Consider the following 15,747-nt stretch of genomic DNA (forward strand, 5'->3'; position numbering starts at 1 on the left):
CTATTAAGAACAGAGCCGTGCGGCCGTGCGCAGGGCAAACAGAGGGAAGATGCAATGAGTCACAGTCTGCAAGGTTTTGCCATCGTCACGCACGGCGGCGCTGGCGAAGCGCTGGAATTGACCGACGGCGCCGAACTCGCCGCCCGCCGCGGCCGCGCGAAGATGCTGGAAACCGGCGATGCCGTCGACGCCGCGATCGCCGCCGTGCTCGCGCTCGAGGAAGACGAGCGTTTCAACGCCGGCACCGGCTCGGCGCTCTGCCTGGACGGCGCCACCATCGAGATGGACGCCTCGATCATGGACACCCGCGGCCGCCTCGGCGCCGTGGCCGGCGTGCGCGACGTGCGCAACCCCATCCTGCTGGCGCGCGCCGTGGCCGACACGCCGCACGTGCTGCTGTCCGGCGAAGGCGCCGACCGTCTGGCGCGCTCGCTCGGGCTCGAACCCTCCCGGCCGATCGGCGCCAGGCAGCGCGAGAAGCACGCGCAGGTGCTGAAGGAACTGGCCGGATCGGTGCCGATGATGCCCGGTATCGACAACCGCATGTTCGAGCGCTTCTGGAACTACAAGACACCCCTGCGGCTGCCGCCGAGCGCGTCCCACGACACGGTCGGCGCCGTCGTGCGCGGCCCGGACGGCCATTTCGCCGTCGCCGGCTCGACCGGCGGCTCGGCGCCCTCGCTGCTGGGCCGCGTCGGAGACACCCCGCTCATCGGCTGCGGCTTCTACGCCGGCCCGCTGGGCGCGGTCGCCGCCACCGGCGTCGGCGAACACATCATCCGCCACCTGCTGGCGCGCACCGTCTACGGCTGGATCGAACAGGGCATGCCCTTGCAGCAGGCGCTGCAGCGCGGCATCGACCTGATCGACAAGGACGCCGACACCGGCCTGATCGCAGTCACCAAAACCGAAGCAGCTTCCTGCAGCAACACCCACATGCCAACCGGAACCATTGAAGAATAATATGCAGACAGAACAAGAACAGCGCGCATCCGACGGCCACCTGGTCATCATCGGCGGCCACGAGGACCGCCAGTACGGCAAGGCCATCCTCACCCGTTTCGTCGAACTGTCCGGCGGCCCGACCGCGCGGATCGTGGTCATCACCGCTGCCAGCAAGGTCGCCGACGAACTGTGGGAGCAGTACGACAAGGCCTTCGCCGACCTCGGCGTCGAACACTGCTTCCACCTCGGGCTGGAAACCCGCCAGGACGCCAACGACGAAGCGAAGGTGCGCATGGTGGCGCAGGCCGACGGCATCTTCATGACCGGCGGCGACCAGAAGCGCCTGCTGGCGATCATCGGCGGCACCGCCCTCGACGCCGCGATGCATACGGCACTGAAAGTGCGCGGCGCCTGCATCGGCGGCACCAGCGCCGGCGCTTCGGCCATGTCCGGCCACATGCTCGCCCAGGGCAAGACCGACCTGCTGCCGGAAAAGGGCGCGGTCAGCCTGGCCGCCGGCCTCGGCTTCCTGCACCGCGTCGTCATCGACCAGCACTTCTCCGAACGCCAGCGACTCTCGCGCCTGCTTTCCGTGGTCGCGCAGAACCCCTACCTGCAAGGCATCGGCATCGACGAGGACACCGCGCTGGTGGTCGAACGCGGCCGCGGCATCGAAGTCCTCGGCGAAGGCTCGGTGACCGTGGTCGACGGCCGCACGATGGACACCAACATGGCCGACATCCGTGACCATGCGACGCCCGAGCTGATCGATGTACGCCTGCACCTGCTTCCGGCCGGCAGCCGCTGGTACCTGCCGAGCGACGACGAGCCGCTCACGCGGCCGATGTCGCCATCGCTGCGCGATTTTTTAGAAAACGTCACAAAACGGAACCCGATCTCATGAAAATCATCGAAAAACGCTTCCTGCGCGGCCCCAACCTGTTCAGCGCCGCGCCCTGCCTGATGGCCGTCCTCGAGAGCCGCGACGCGCCCCCGGCCGCCGGCCTCGGCGCACGCCTGGTGGCCCTGCTGCCCGGCCTTCCGCCGGAGAGCTCGGCGCGCCTGGCGAGCCTGGGCAGCGAACTCGATGCGGTCGAGCCGGTCGTGATGGAACTGCAGCGCCTGGCGGGCGCTCCCGCCGAGTTCAGCCAGACGCTGGAAGTGCCGCGCAAGCCGGGCGCCCGCCGCGCGGTCTGCGGCTACCGCACCGAGCAGGTCGCGGGCCAGGCCTTGGCGGCCGCAATCGACATGATCGAAGCGCTGGGGCGCGGCGAGGACTACGACATCGAGGCCGCCGTGGCGGCACTGATTGAAACGGCCGAGGATTACGCGATCGGCACCAGCACCGGCGCCGTCGTGAATGCGGCCCTGCGCCGCGGCATCCCGGCGCTGCGCATCACCGACGAGGCGAACCTGTTCCAGCTCGGCTGGGGCAGCCGCCAGAAGCGCCTGCAGGCGACCATCACCGGCGCGACCAATTCGATCGCAGTCGGCATCGCCAGCGACAAGCAGCTGACCAAGACCCTGCTCGAGCAGGCCGGCGTGCCGGTCCCGGGCGGCGCCACCGTCACCACGCTGGCACAGGCCCAGCGCGTCGCGCGCGGCCTGCGCGGCCCGGCCACCATCAAGCCGCTCGACGCCAACCAGGGCAAGGGCGTGACCACCACCTGCACCACGCCGGAAGAAGTCGAACGCGCCTTCGAGCACGCGCGCCGCTACGGGCGCCACGTGATCGTCGAGGAATTCCTGGCCGGCCGCGACTACCGGGTGCTCGTCACGGGCAACAAGATTGCCGCCGCCTCCTGGCGCCGCCCGCCCTGCGTGACCGGCGACGGCAGCTCCACCGTGCGCGAACTGGTCGAAGTCGAGAACCGCAACCCGGCGCGCGGCGACGGCCACACCAACATCCTGACCAAGATCCCGATGGACGACCTGGCCGCGGCCACGCTGTCCAAGCAAGGCTACGACTTCGACTCGGTGGTCCCAAGCGGCGTCACCGTCGACCTGCGCGGCAACGCCAACCTGTCCACCGGCGGCACCGCCGAGGACGTGACCGACCTGCTGCCGGAAGAAACCCGCGACATCTGCATCCGCGCCGCCCGCACCATCGGCCTGGACGTGGCCGGCATCGACGTCATCTGCCAGGACATCGCCCTGCCGCTGGGCGAACAGGGCGGCGGCATCATCGAGGTCAATGCCGCCCCCGGCATCCGCATGCACCAGTACCCGAGCCGCGGCACGCCGCGCGACGCGGGCGCCGCCATCGTCGAGGCCCTGTTCGGCCAGGACGACGGCCGCATCCCGACCGTCGCCATCACCGGCACCAACGGCAAGACCACGACCTCGCTGCTGATCGCCCACGCCGCCCGCCTGTCGGGTCTGCGCACCGGCGTCACCACGACCGAAGGCGTCTACATCGGCGGCCAGCGCATCAAGGAAGGCGACTGCACCGGCTACCACTCGGCGCGCACTCTGCTTACCTCGCCGGAAGTCGATTTCGCGGTGCTGGAAACGGCGCGCGGCGGCATCCTGAAACGCGGCCTGGCCTATGACCGCTGCGACGTGTCGGTGGTGCTGAACGTATCGAGCGACCACCTCGGCCTGGACGGCATCGAGACCGTCGACGAGCTGGCCCGCGTGAAGGCGGTCGTGGCCCAGCGCGCATCGCGCGCCGTGGTGCTCAACGCCGAGGACGATTATTGCGTGGCGATGGCCAAGGACCTGGAGGCGAATGTCGAAGTACTGTACTTCGCCCTCGACGCCGACAACCCGGTCCTGCTGCGCCACCTGGAGCGTGGCGGGCGCGGCGTCTACCTCGAGGACAACACGATCGTGCTGGCCACCGGCGCCCGCCACGAGGCGCTGGCCGATGTGCGCCAGATGCCGGTAACCCTTGGCGGCTGCGCGCGCTACAACATCGCCAACGCCTTGGCGGCAACTGCCGCGCTGGCGGCGAGCGGTTTCGGCAACGCCGAGATCGTGGCCGGCCTGCGCAGCTTCGTCTCCGACAGCAAGCACAATCCGCTGCGCTCGAACCTGTTCGACGTCGACGGCGTCCAGGTGATCGTCGACTACGCCCACAACTGCGCGGCCTACGCGGCCCTGGCCGAAACCGCGCGCGCCATGACGCCGGGCCGGGTGGTCGGCGTGGTCGCCGCGCCGGGCGACCGCCGCGATGCCGACCTGGTCGACATCGGCCGCACCTGCGCCGCCGGCTTCGACGACCTGGTCGTCTACGAGACCGAGAACCGCGGCCGCGCCGAGGGCGAAGTGGCCGCGCTTCTGGTGCAGGGCGCCCGCCTGGGCCGCATCGCCACCGACAAGCTCTCGACCGAGCTCGACGTCCACCGCGCCATCCGCCGCGGCCTGGCCCTGTGCCAGCCGGGCGACGTGCTGGTGTTCGGCTGCGGTTCGTCGATTTCGGAGCTGACCGAGGCGCTGCGGCCGACCAGGCCGGAGATTGCGCAGCGGATCGAGGCCGAAGCGGTGTAAGGTCCGGACGATTGCAAGTGTGGATTGGCGGCCCGATGGGCCGCCTTTTTTATGTGCGTGGAACGGGACGGTCGCCAGCCGTAGGGTGGGCACCCCGTGCCCACGCGGAACGCCGCGTCACGTTACCGCACAAGGCCTGACAGGCGCCCACCCACGCCAAGCAAAAAAGCCCCGCACAAAGGCGGGGCCATTCGTCCTTCTGCGCCAGACAATCAAATCGTCTGCGCCACGATCTTGTCCGCACTCTCCGGATCGTCCACCCGCAGCGCGTCGATGAACACCTGCAGCGAGGACCCGCAGGCGAACACCAGCACATCCCCCGGCCGGCACAGCGACAGGCCGAGGCGGATCGCCTTGTCGACCTCGATCTCGCGGTGCAGCGTGTCCGACGGCCCGACGACGTTCTCGGCGCCCTGCAGGATCAGGTCGACCGCGCCGCCCACCGGACGGCCGCGGCTTTGCGATTCGTAGACCACCAGCTCGTCGAAGCGCTCGCCGCAGACTTCGCCGATCTGGACCAGGTCGCTGTCGCGGCGGTCGCCCGGCGCGGTAACGATCCCTACCAGCTGCCCCGGCAGCAGGGCACGCGCCATTTCCGACAGCGCGGCGTAGGCGGCCGGGTTGTGGGCGTAGTCGACGATCACGGTCACGCCGCGCACGTCGAACACGTTGGTGCGCAGCGGATTGCTCTTGCTGTCCGAGACAAAGGTCGACAGGCCGGCCGCTATCTGCAGGTGCGAGAAGCCCGACGCCATCAGCGCCGCCGCAGCGGCCAGCGCGTTGGCGATGTTGTAGCGCGCCAGGCCGCCGAAGGAGGCCGGCATGCTTTCGACGCGCATCAGTTCCTGCTGGCGCATGCCGTCGGCGATCACGATCGCGTTGTCCTGCACGTAGGTGCCACGCCCGCCCTCTTCCAGGTGTTTCAACAGGATAGGGTTTTCCGGCTCCATCGAGAAGAAGATGACTTCGGCGCCCGGCTTGGCGCGGCGCACCATCTGCACGCACAGCGCATCTTCCGCATTCAATACCACCGCTTTCGCCGCGGATGAGGCCACCACCGCCTTGACCTGGGCCAGGTCCTCGATGGTGTCGACGCCGTCCAGGCCGAGGTGGTCGGGCGCCACGTTGAGCACCACGCCGACGTCGCAGTAGTCGAAGGCCAGGCCGCGCTTGAGGATGCCGCCGCGCGCCGTTTCCAGCACCGCGAAGTCGACGTCCGGCGCCGACAGGATAGTGCGCGCCGACCAGTAGCCGGTGCAGTCGCCCTTGACCAGGCGCTTGCCGTTGATGAACACGCCTTCGGTGGTGGTCACGCCCGTGCCCAGGCCTGCGACCCGCGCCGTGTGGCCGATCATCAGGGTCGTCGTGGTCTTGCCGTTGGTGCCGGTGACGGCCACCAGCGGGATGCGCCCGTTCGAGGGGCCCATCAGGCCGTCGATGATCGCTTCGCCGGCGTCGCGCGGCTCGCCCGCGCTCGGATGCTGGTGCATGCGGATGCCCGGCGCGGCGTTGACCTCGATGACGGCGCCGCCTTGCTCGTCGAGCGGCACACTGATGTCGCGGCAGACGATGTCGATGCCGGCCACGTCCAGGCCGATCTTGGCGGCGGCGCGCACGCACAGGGCGCGCGTGGATTCGGGCAGCAGGTCGGTGCAGTCTTCGGCAGTGCCGCCGGTCGAGAGGTTGGCGTTACTGCGCAGTTCGACGCAGACGCCGGCCGCCGGCACCGCGTCCGGGGCGTAGCCCTGGCGGCGCAGCATGTCTTCGGCGTGGGCGTCGAGCGAGAGGCGGGTCAGCACGTTGCTGTGGCCGGCGCCGCGCGCGGGGTTCTGGTTTTCCAGTTCGACCAGTTCGGTGATCGTGCTGACGCCGTCGCCGACCACATGCGCCGGGCGGCGGAAGGAGGCGGCGGCGATGCGCCCGCCTGCCACCAGCACGCGGTAATCGCGTCCCTCGACGAAACGCTCGACAATGATCCTGCGTCCGTACTCGCGCGCGAAGGCGAACGCCTGCGCCACTTCCTCGGGCGTGGCGCACTTGGTGGTGACGCCCTTGCCCTGGTTTCCGTCGAGCGGCTTGACCGTGACCGGCACGCGCAGGCGGCGCGCGACGCGCTGGGCTTCCTCGACCGTGGTGACGGTGCCGCCTTCGGGCACCGGCACGCCGGCTTCCTGCAGCAGGGCCTTGGTGAGCTGCTTGTCGCTGGCGATTTTCACTGCCACATAGCTGGTGTCGCCGGTGGTGGTGGCCTGCAGGCGCTTCTGCTTCGAGCCCCAGCCGAGCTGGAACAGGTTCGCTTCGTCGGTGATGCGCTGGCTCGGGATGCCGCGCTCGTGGGCGGCGGCCAGTACGGCCGCGGTGCTGGTGCCGATGGAATAGCGCGAGCCGAGCGAGCGCAGTTCCTGCATGCGCGGTTCGAGCTCGAAGGCCTCGCCGTTGGCGAGCGCGGTGACCAGGTCGACCGCGAGCTGGAACGCCGGCTCGGCCAGCTTCTCGATCGCGTACTGGACCACGATGCGGAACTGGCCGGGACGGCCGGTGACCGGACGGGTGCGGCCATAGCCGACGGCCGGGCCGGCCATCGATTGCAGCGTCAGCGTCACCTGCTCGATGACGCGCGCGAGATAGGTGCCCGCGCGCAGGCGCGTGGCGAAGCCGCCCGGCTGGCCCGAGGGCATCAGCTGGCCGTTCAGGTCCGGTAGCATCGCCAGCAAGGTGTCGTTAAAACCGGGAATGTCTTTCGAAGAGACGCCGTACAGGTCTTCCAGGTCGATGACGCTCAGCAGGCAAGGCGTATCGGCGTGGATGTTAGGGCCGCGCAGGAAACGTTGTTCGAGGATGTACACAGAAATGCCCCTAATGATTGGAATTGTTGTTTTGAGTACGGTTTGATCCGCGAACGGGCCCGCGCCTCTGCGCAGGACGCGAGGCCAGTTCGGGGATCGTCAAGCTTGATGGTGAATAAGCCTCAGATGTCGAGCAGCTGGGTGTACATGCGGGTCGCCATCAGCCCGGCTGCGCTGTGGTGGTGCGCCGGGGACATCAGTTCGGTCAGCAGCGTCATCGCCTCGAGCTTTCCCGGCGCCGCGGCCACGCGCTGCTCCAGCAGGCCCAGTTCGTTGTCGCGCTCGGTATCGCGCGCCGCCCGGCGGCGGATCAGGCCGCGCTCGGGGAAGCTGCTGCTGCGGTCGAGGTGTTCGCCCAGGTTGTCGAGGGTGCGCTGGCGCGCGCGGTGGGTCAGCGCGCGTCCTTCCTTGACGGTCGACGTGCCGCTGGCCGGGGTGATGATCCAGTCGCGCAGCACCTGCTGTTCGTAGGCGCTGAAGACGCCGAACATCTCGGCGCGTTCGCCATGCACGAGGCGCCAGAAGCGGCTGTGCTCGACATCCTCGCCGCGCTTGATCCAGCCGGCGCTCTCGAGGGCGCCCAGGAAGCCCGGGATCTGGGCCGGATCGCCCAGCCAGTCGTTGACCGAGCGGCCGGCCACGCGGCAGTAATCGGAGTGCATGTTCTTGCCGACGCTGCTCTTCTGGGCCAGGATGGTCACCAGTTCCTCCTGCAGGTCGAACTCGGCGATGACGGAGTTCGTGCTGGCGCCCAGCTCGTTCAGGCGGTAGCCGTCGATCACGCGGCGGTAGAAGGCCGCGCGGTCGCCCACGCGCGGCATCAGGTCGACCAGCGCCTGCACCGCCTTCTGCGCGTGGCCGCTGGCGGCGTTGTCGACGGTGACGTGCAGCGTGAAGTAATAGGGATCGATCCCGAATTCGTTCAGCTCGTAGGACGTGATCAGCAGGTGCAGCGGCAGCTGCTCGTAGCCGAGGTTGTAGCCGATGATCTCCGGCAGCATGCGCTCGGCGTTATGGCCAAGGGCCAGCTGGATCGCGCCCTGCACGAAATGCTGCTCGTCGAGTTCTTCCCAACCCTCGCAGCCATGGGTGGCGAGCAGCTTGCGGTAGATGGTGACGTGGTTCTTGCTCGGCGCGCCTTCGCCCAGCTCTTCCAGGTAGGTCTTGATCAGCGGGTGGAAGTCCGGGTTGTCCCAGTGCCTGAGCATGCCGTACAGCCAGGCGCCGTCGACCAGCTTGGTCGGCGCGACCGACTTGATGAAATTGAGCGCGTGGCTGCGGTTGCCGAAATAGCGGCGCGGCGCGCCGGCCTTGCGGGCTGCGAGGTAGTCGCGGTACTGCTGGCCGACCGCCTCGGTGCGGGCCGCCATCCAGCCCGGCAGTTGCGCCAGGGTCGGCGGCAGGTCGGCCGGAATGTCCTGGACTGCGGCGATCTGCTCGCGCAGCCAGGCCTCGCCGGCGCGGGCATGGCCCAGCGGGTCGGCGTACAGGCCGAAATACAGGTCGCGCACCGGATGCGACGCGGTTTGCGTCGTCCGTCCGGCGTGGACTACATCGAGGGCTTCGGGTAGAAGCGCGGTATCGTGCGGTGGCGTCATGAACAGGCAGACTCTTGTTGATTAATTATCAGAATTATCCGGTCTGGACCATGCATTGCGAATCGGCACGCGTGCCTCAAAGGTGTAAGACAGGGCTTACAAAAGTAACAAAATGCTAATGTCGAGTTCTGAAAAGGGGACGCCTGCGGTCATGGCTGGTCGCCCAGGCAGATGCCCAGCTCGCGCGCGGTCGCGACCGTATCGCCGTCGATCGACACCTGCTTGGTGCGGCCCGCGACCTGGTCGAGCGGCACCAGCTCGATCGCCTGCCAGCCCAGCGCGACCATGACGCCGGTGTGCCCGGCCGCCAGCGCGCGCACGGCGGCAGCGCCGAAGCGCGAGGCGCAGACGCGGTCGAAGGCGGACGGGCTGCCGCCGCGCAGCAGGTGGCCGAGCACGACGGTGCGGCACTCCTTGCCCGTCAGGGCCGCCAGTTCGCCCTCGAGGCGCGCGCCGATGCCGCCCAGGCGCTCGGCGCGGCCGGCCTCGGCAGCGGCCCGCACCTGACGTTCCCCGCCCAGGGGGTGCGCGCCTTCGGCAGCGACCACAACCGAATGGCGGTGGCCGGCCGCGTCGCGCCGCGCGATCGCCGCCGCGACATGGGCCACGTCGTAGGGGATTTCGGGGATCAGTACCGCGTGGGCGCCGCCGGCGATGCCCGCGTGCAGGGCGATCCAGCCCGCGTAGCGGCCCATGACCTCGACCACCATCACCCGGTGCTGGCTGTGGGCGGTGGTGTGCAGGCGGTCGATGCATTCGGTGGCGAAGCCGACCGCGGTATCGAAACCGAAGGTGGAAAAGGTGTGCGCGAGGTCGTTGTCGATGGTTTTCGGCACTCCGACCACGCGCAGCCCGCGCGCGTGCAGGGCCTGGGCGATGCCCATCGAGCCGTCGCCGCCGACGATGACGAGGGCGTCCAGCCCGCGCGCGCGGCAGCGCTCGACGACCTCGAGCGTGCGATCGGTCTCGACGAGGGCACCGTCGCGCCCGGGCGTGGGGTAGCGCAGCGGGTTGCCGCGGTTGGTGCTGCCCAGGATAGTGCCGCCCAGGTGGCCGATCGCATGCACGTCGGCCGCACCCAGGCGCCAGACCGGCTCGCCGATGCATTCGCCGGGCGCGAGCAGGCCGTTGAAGCCGTCGCGGATGCCATGGCATTCCCAGCCCAGCCGCTCGCTGGCCAGCACCACCGAGCGGATGACGGCGTTCAGCCCCGGGGCGTCGCCGCCGCCGGTGAGCAGGCCGATCCGGGAAATGCTCCCGCGTCCGCCTTGTTTTCCTCGATGGACTGCCATCCCGGTCCTCCCGTTTTGTCCTGGCCGTTTGGCCCTACCTTAGCACGCGCGCTGCCGCGCCCACGTCCCTGCAATCCAACAAATTGCTCAGGTCCCACGCATCAAATCGACAATGAAACGTGCGCCCTGACAGGCCGGCGCCGAGGGCGTAGCATGAACGATTGGCCACCAGGAGGCGCAATGGCTCAAGCACAGTCCCGGCAAGACACCGAGGTCCTGATCGTCGGCGCCGGCCCCAGCGGGCTGGTGCTGGCCCTATGGCTGAATGCCCTCGGGGTGGCGGTGCGCATCGTCGATGCCGCCAGCGGCCCCGGCACCACCTCGCGCGCGCTGGCGGTGCAGGCGCGTACGCTCGAACTGTACCGCCAGCTCGACCTCACCAAGGCCGTGCTCGAGGGCGGCTATGCGGTCGGCGCTTTCAACATCTGGGCCGAGGGCGAGCACCGCGCGCGGATCGAGCTGGGCGCGATCGGCGCCGGGCTGACGCCCTACCCCTTCCTCTACATCTTCCCCCAGGACCGCCACGAGCGCCTGCTACAGGCGCGCCTCGCCGACGCCGGCCTGCAGGTGGAACGCAACTGCACCCTCGCTTCGACGAGACCGGAGACGGCATCGTGGCCCGGCTGCAGCATGCGGACGGCCGCGAAGAGCGTTGCGCCGCGCGCTACATCATCGGCTGCGACGGCGCCCGCTCGGCCGTGCGCAACATCATCGGCGCCGGCTTCCCGGGCGGCACCTACCGCCAGGTCTTCTATGTGGCCGACATCGAGGGCGAAAGCCCGGCCCTGAACGGCGAGCTGCACCTGGACCTGGACGAAGCCGACATCCTGGCCGTGTTCGCGATGGCGCCGCGCGGCCGGGCGCGCCTCGTCGGCACGGTGCGCGACGAACGGGCCGAGCACGCTGAAAGCCTGACCTTCCAGGACGTTAGTGCGCGCGCCATCGACAACCTGATGATCACCGTGAGCAAGGTCAACTGGTTCTCGACCTACCGCGTCCACCACCGCGTGGCCGAACGCTTCCGGCGCGGGCGCGCCTTCCTGGTCGGCGACGCCTGCCACATCCACAGCCCGGCCGGCGGCCAGGGCATGAATACCGGCATCGGCGACGCCATCAACCTGGCCTGGAAGCTGGCTGCCGTGGTGCGCGACGGGGCGCCCGAGGGCCTGCTCGACAGCTACGAAGCCGAGCGGCGGCCCTTCGCCGAGCGCCTGGTCGGCACCACCGACCGCGTGTTCAGCTTCATCACCGCCGACGGGCCGGTGGCCGAAGTGGTCCGTACCGGCATCGTGCCGCGCATCATGCCGCTGGTGGCCCGCGTCCCGCGCGCCCGCCAGTTTCTGTTCCGCACGATTTCGCAGACCGTCGTGCATTACCGGCACGCGCCGCTGAACGAGGGCAGCGCCGGCCGTGTGCACGGCGGCGACCGCCTGCCGTGGGTCGCGATCGACGGCAGCGACAATTTCGAGCCCCTGCCGCGCCCGGGCTGGCAGGCCCACGTCTACGGCGCCGTGCGGCCCGAAGCGGCGAACTGGTGCGCGGCCCACCACGTCCACCTGCGCCAGTATCCCTGGCGCGAGCAGTTCCGCACGGCCGGGCTGGCGCGCGACGCCTTCTACCTGCTGCGGCCGGACACCTATGTCGCGCTGGCCGCCGGCACGCCGGATCCGAGGCTGTTCGACAGCTACCTGCACGCCAACGGCTTGCCGCTCTAGGACCGCGGCGTCCGCCTCGGCACGGACTCAGTGCCAGCTCAGTGCCAGCTCAGTGCCAGCTCAATGCCAGCTCAGTCCCGGCTCAATGCTTCTTGCCGCCGCCGGACACCTTGTTCTCGGTGGCCCAGGCGCGCCGCTTCGCCTCCGCCGGCGGCGTGCCGCGCTTCTCGTAGCTTTCCTCGATATGCTTGGCCTGGCGCTTCTGCTTGTCCGTGTAGGACGACTTGTCTCCCTGTGGCATGGCGTTTCCTCCTGTGCTGGTGGGTCGATAACTGCGCGGCGCCGCGCGGCGGCCGCGCCCTGGTGCCGAACTTAGCACTGTTGCGCCTTGAGGCGCGCACCTCAGGCAGACTTTACGGAAGGCAAAGCTGCGCCGCCTCAGCGGATTTCCGGCGATGATCAAAATACAAGAGCCGCACACGCGGAAAGAACAACGCACCCCTCGGAGAACCATGGAAATCCACGTCAACAACACCTCATCGCCCGCCACCCTCGTCACCGTGTTCGCCGAAATGCAGGACGGCAGCTTCGTCGGCAAGGTCATGGCGGAAACCGACGTGCCCTACACGCCGTATTTCGAGAACGAAGTCGACCAGGTGATCGTGTACATCGCGCCCGATGAAGAGCAGCTGCAGGCCATCCTCGCCGCACTCAACGAGCGGCGGTTGCCGTTCGGGAATTTGCAGAATTACGGGTCGGCGGCGGGTGGAACGTCGACGATACCAGTATGAGATATATCCGTAGGGTGGGCGGGTCCCCCGCTCACGCGTTCAATCAGATCAGGCGCAGCCGGACAGGCCTTTCAATCGTGATTTGAACGCGTGCGCGGCATAGCCGCCCACCCTACGGGTCCGTGCATCCCTCTGTCCTGCGGCTCACGCCGGGCGGGTTCGCCGACCGTTGCCCTTCGCCTCCGCGCCCCTGGCCGGCGTCGGCGCCATGCGCGTCACCACCACCGTCGCAATACGCCGCTCGACCACCTCGTCCACCTCGAAACGCAGGTCGTCCACCTCGACCGCCTGCCCCTTCGACGGCAGCGCGCCGAAGTGTTCGAGCATGAAGCCGGCCAGCGAGCTGTAGTCGTCGTTCGGGCTGACCAGGGCATCGGTGCCGAGCACCTGCTGCAGGTGGTGCAGGTCGGCCGCGCCGTCGACGCGCCAGCGGTCGGGGCCTTCCTGGATCACGGCCGGCTGCTCGTCCTCGTCGGGGAAGTCGCCGGCGATCGCTTCCAGGAGGTCGATCGGCGTCACCAGGCCCTGCAGGGTGCCGTATTCGTCCGCGATCAGCACCAGCTGGCCGTGCGAGCGCTTCAGGGTTTCCATCACTTTCAGCACGTCGCCGGACTCGGGCAGGATGATGGGCGCGCGCAGGTGGGCGGGGTCGATGCGCCCGCCCAGGGCCAGGTCGGCCATCAGGTCGCGCGCGCGCACCACGCCCAGGATGTCGTCGAGCTGGCCCTTGCAGACTGGGAAGAAGCTGTGCGGCGTTTCCAGGATCTGCCTGCGGATCACCTCGGCGTCGGCGTCGATGTCGATCCAGGTGATGTCCGAGCGGTTGGTCATGATCGAGCGGATCGAGCGCTGCGACAGGCTCAGCACGCCGCTGACCATGTTGCGCTCGGCCGGTTCGAACGCGGCCGGCAGCGGATCGGCGACGGTGGCGGGACCGCCCGCCGCGGCGACGCTCTTCGCCCCCAGCATGCGCAGGATGGCGTCGGCCGTGCGCTCGCGCAGCGGCATGCGCGCCTCCTCGCGGGCGACGTTGCGCCGCGCCAGCTGGTTGAGCGCTTCGATCAGCACCGAGAACCCGATCGCGGCGTACAGGTAGCCTTTCGGGATGTGGAAGCCGAAGCCTTCGGCGATCAGCGACAGGCCGATCATCAGCAGGAAGCTCAGGCACAGCACGACCACGGTCGGGTGGGCGTTCACGAAGCGCGTCAGGGGCCTGGACGCGAACAGCATCACGCCCATCGACACCACCACGGCCGCCATCATGACCCCCAGCTCGTCGACCATGCCGACCGCCGTGATGACGGAGTCGAGCGAGAACACGGCGTCGAGCGCGATGATCTGGGCCACGACGACGCCGAAGCTGGCGTACTCGGCCGGCCCGCTGCGGGTCAGGACCACGCCCTCGACCCGCTCGTGCAATTCCATCGTCGCCTTGAACAGCAGGAACAGGCCGCCTAGCAGCAGGATCAGGTCGCGTCCCGACAGCGACAGGCTGCCGACCGTGAACAGGGGTTCGGTCAGCGTGACGATCCAGGAAATCATGGTCAGCAGGCCGACCCGCATCAGCATGGCCAGCGACAGGCCGAGCAGGCGCGCGCGGTCGCGTTGTTCGGGCGGCAGCTTTTCCGCGAGGATGGCGATAAAGATCAGGTTATCGATGCCGAGAACGATCTCGAGTACGACCAGCGTGAAGAAACCTATCCAGATGTTCGGATCCGATAACCATTCCATGTCGTGTCCCGGGCGATGGCCGCGCGCGCATATGTGTTGAACATACCTTAGCCGGGCCGTGCAATCCGGGGCGCACGGGTGCGTGCTAGGGCCGCAGCCTCCCGCGCATCAGCCAAACTCGGCTGCGCTCTCCCGGCTGCATGGTGCTGTTGACGATGGCGATCCGCCCGGCCGCATCGAGCGCGAGCTTCTTGCCCAGCAGTCCCTGGTGGCTGCCGTTCGCGGCGCCGGCCCCGGCGCTGCTGCCCGGCACCAGCGAGGGCGCGGAAAAGCGCCGTCCGCCGTCGCGCGACACCGTCATTGCCAGCGCATGCGGCCGCGCCGCGCCCGGCTCCAGCACTTCCCAGGCTACGACCACGCGCCCACGGCCGTCGAGGGCGATGGCCGGATAGGCTGCATCCTGCCCGTCCCGGGCGGACACCGTGCGCGGCGCCGCGAAGCGCACGATGCCGTCCGGCGAACGGGTATGGCGCACCTGCCGGCGCCCGTCCGGCCCCGTTTCGGCATAGGCCAGGTGCACGGCGCCTTCCCCGTCCACGGCCAGGCGCGGCGCGTCGGCGCGGCGCGGCCCCGGCGAGATGCGCAGCGCCGGCCCGAAGCTGGCGCCGCCGTCGCTTGATTGCGCAACGTGGATGCCGGCCGCGGGGTCTTCCCCCACGGTCCAGGCCAGGTACAGCCTGGCGCCGGGCCCGGCGGCGAGCGCAGGTGCGCGCGCCGGCCGCGCCGCGCTGCCGGCCACCTGCCGCGGCGCCGTGAAGCTGGCGCCGCCGTCGCGCGAGCGGGCCAGCCAGAGGGCGCCGTCGTACTCGGTCCAGGCCGCCACGATGCCGCCGTCGCCGGCCACCGCCAGGTCGTGGCTGCCGTTCGACCAGACCGTGCGGCTCAGGCGCCCCTTGCCGTCGCCGCCGCGCGAGCGCGACAGGTTGAGGGGCGCGTCGAAACCGGCGCCGCCGTCGCCCGAGCGTGCGAACAGGATGTCCCCGCCGTGCGATCCGCCCGAGAAGATGATCTCCTGCCACAGCAGGTAGACCCTGCCGGACTGGTCTTGCGGCACGGCGATGCGCGGCTGCCAGGAGAAGGTCGCGGGGCTGCGCGAGACGTTGACGGGCGCGCCGGCCACCGTTGGGACAGGCCGAACCATGACATCCTTGCGAGCCTGGTCGACCCAGGCCACCAACAGGCCGCTTGCGCCGAAAGCGAGCGTCGCATCGTCCACATAGTCGTAGCGCGACTCGTTCTGGCGCCACGGCCCCTTCTGCCCGCCCCCGGCGGCGATCTCGGTGCTGCGCTCCCATTGCAGGCCTGGCGGGGCGCCGCCAGCCGCTGTCAGGAGCACCGCGCAGGCGATGATGGCGACGGTGCGGCGCATCCGGCCTCCGGGGCGCAGGTGACGCCGT

Annotated in this window: 10 protein-coding genes and 1 pseudogene; 5 read left to right on the top strand and 6 right to left on the bottom strand. The window is 69.5% G+C overall.

Annotated elements, in window-relative coordinates; all coding sequences use genetic code 11:
• Window positions 1-54: 54 nt before the first annotated feature.
• From ACWCIA_RS15845 to cphA (ACWCIA_RS15855), 3 genes are read left to right on the top strand one after another with little or no spacing between them, the layout of a single operon-like run.
• Window positions 55-963 carry an isoaspartyl peptidase/L-asparaginase gene (locus tag ACWCIA_RS15845; protein WP_454164790.1) on the top strand — a complete coding sequence of 303 codons (909 nt, stop codon included), beginning with the start codon at window positions 55-57 and terminating at the stop codon, window positions 961-963.
• A gap of 1 nt (window position 964) precedes the next feature.
• The gene (locus tag ACWCIA_RS15850; protein WP_454164791.1) at window positions 965-1,849 is read left to right on the top strand and encodes a cyanophycinase; all 885 of its coding nucleotides are present in this window, start codon (window positions 965-967) and stop codon (window positions 1,847-1,849) included.
• Window positions 1,846-4,437 carry a cyanophycin synthetase gene (gene cphA / locus ACWCIA_RS15855; RefSeq protein ID WP_454164792.1) on the top strand — a complete coding sequence of 864 codons (2,592 nt, stop codon included), beginning with the start codon at window positions 1,846-1,848 and terminating at the stop codon, window positions 4,435-4,437. Before ACWCIA_RS15850 ends, cphA (ACWCIA_RS15855) begins: the two co-directional genes overlap by 4 nt.
• A gap of 212 nt (window positions 4,438-4,649) precedes the next feature.
• Here cphA (ACWCIA_RS15855) and cphA (ACWCIA_RS15860) read toward each other — a convergent pair whose 3' ends face one another.
• From cphA (ACWCIA_RS15860) to ACWCIA_RS15870, 3 genes are all read right to left on the bottom strand, one after another.
• The gene (cphA, locus tag ACWCIA_RS15860) at window positions 4,650-7,283 is read right to left on the bottom strand and encodes a cyanophycin synthetase (protein WP_454164793.1); all 2,634 of its coding nucleotides are present in this window, start codon (window positions 7,281-7,283) and stop codon (window positions 4,650-4,652) included.
• 122 nt (window positions 7,284-7,405) lie between these two features.
• On the bottom strand, window positions 7,406-8,881 hold the full coding sequence (locus ACWCIA_RS15865) for an iron-containing redox enzyme family protein (protein WP_454164794.1): 1,476 nt from the start codon (window positions 8,879-8,881) through the stop codon (window positions 7,406-7,408).
• Between the two features lie 149 nt (window positions 8,882-9,030).
• Entirely contained in the window at window positions 9,031-10,173 is a 1,143-nt protein-coding gene (locus tag ACWCIA_RS15870) for a 6-phosphofructokinase (protein WP_454164795.1), read from the bottom strand.
• 180 nt (window positions 10,174-10,353) lie between these two features.
• Here ACWCIA_RS15870 and ACWCIA_RS15875 point away from each other — a divergent pair.
• Window positions 10,354-11,888: pseudogene (locus ACWCIA_RS15875) on the top strand (FAD-dependent monooxygenase).
• Between the two features lie 82 nt (window positions 11,889-11,970).
• Here the strand turns inward: ACWCIA_RS15875 and ACWCIA_RS15880 are convergent.
• Window positions 11,971-12,129: a hypothetical protein gene (locus ACWCIA_RS15880; RefSeq protein WP_312553532.1), complete on the bottom strand. Its 159-nt coding sequence runs from the start codon at window positions 12,127-12,129 to the stop codon at window positions 11,971-11,973.
• Window positions 12,130-12,340: 211 nt separating this feature from the next.
• Between ACWCIA_RS15880 and ACWCIA_RS15885 the strand changes: the two genes are divergently transcribed.
• Window positions 12,341-12,619 carry a hypothetical protein gene (locus tag ACWCIA_RS15885; RefSeq protein WP_454164796.1) on the top strand — a complete coding sequence of 93 codons (279 nt, stop codon included), beginning with the start codon at window positions 12,341-12,343 and terminating at the stop codon, window positions 12,617-12,619.
• Window positions 12,620-12,763: 144 nt separating this feature from the next.
• On the opposite strand, the gene ACWCIA_RS15890 is transcribed toward ACWCIA_RS15885, so the two are convergent.
• Entirely contained in the window at window positions 12,764-14,350 is a 1,587-nt protein-coding gene (locus ACWCIA_RS15890) for a TerC family protein (protein WP_454164797.1), read from the bottom strand.
• An 85-nt stretch (window positions 14,351-14,435) separates the two neighbouring features.
• The gene (locus ACWCIA_RS15895; RefSeq protein WP_454164798.1) at window positions 14,436-15,719 is read right to left on the bottom strand and encodes a sialidase family protein; all 1,284 of its coding nucleotides are present in this window, start codon (window positions 15,717-15,719) and stop codon (window positions 14,436-14,438) included.
• Window positions 15,720-15,747 lie beyond the last annotated feature (28 nt).

It is taken from the genome of Massilia sp. SYSU DXS3249 (assembly GCF_053668055.1).

Excerpts from the sequence above, each read along its gene's own strand:
- ACWCIA_RS15845 (WP_454164790.1), top strand. The coding sequence starts at position 55 with ATGAGTCACAGTCTGCAAGGTTTTGCCATCGTCACGCACGGCGGCGCT.
- ACWCIA_RS15850 (WP_454164791.1), top strand. The coding sequence starts at position 965 with ATGCAGACAGAACAAGAACAGCGCGCATCCGACGGCCACCTGGTCATC.
- cphA (WP_454164792.1), top strand. The coding sequence starts at position 1,846 with ATGAAAATCATCGAAAAACGCTTCCTGCGCGGCCCCAACCTGTTCAGC.
- ACWCIA_RS15865 (WP_454164794.1), bottom strand. The coding sequence starts at position 8,881 with ATGACGCCACCGCACGATACCGCGCTTCTACCCGAAGCCCTCGATGTA.
- ACWCIA_RS15870 (WP_454164795.1), bottom strand. The coding sequence starts at position 10,173 with ATGGCAGTCCATCGAGGAAAACAAGGCGGACGCGGGAGCATTTCCCGG.
- ACWCIA_RS15880 (WP_312553532.1), bottom strand. The coding sequence starts at position 12,129 with ATGCCACAGGGAGACAAGTCGTCCTACACGGACAAGCAGAAGCGCCAG.
- ACWCIA_RS15885 (WP_454164796.1), top strand. The coding sequence starts at position 12,341 with ATGGAAATCCACGTCAACAACACCTCATCGCCCGCCACCCTCGTCACC.
- ACWCIA_RS15890 (WP_454164797.1), bottom strand. The coding sequence starts at position 14,350 with ATGGAATGGTTATCGGATCCGAACATCTGGATAGGTTTCTTCACGCTG.
- ACWCIA_RS15895 (WP_454164798.1), bottom strand. The coding sequence starts at position 15,719 with ATGCGCCGCACCGTCGCCATCATCGCCTGCGCGGTGCTCCTGACAGCG.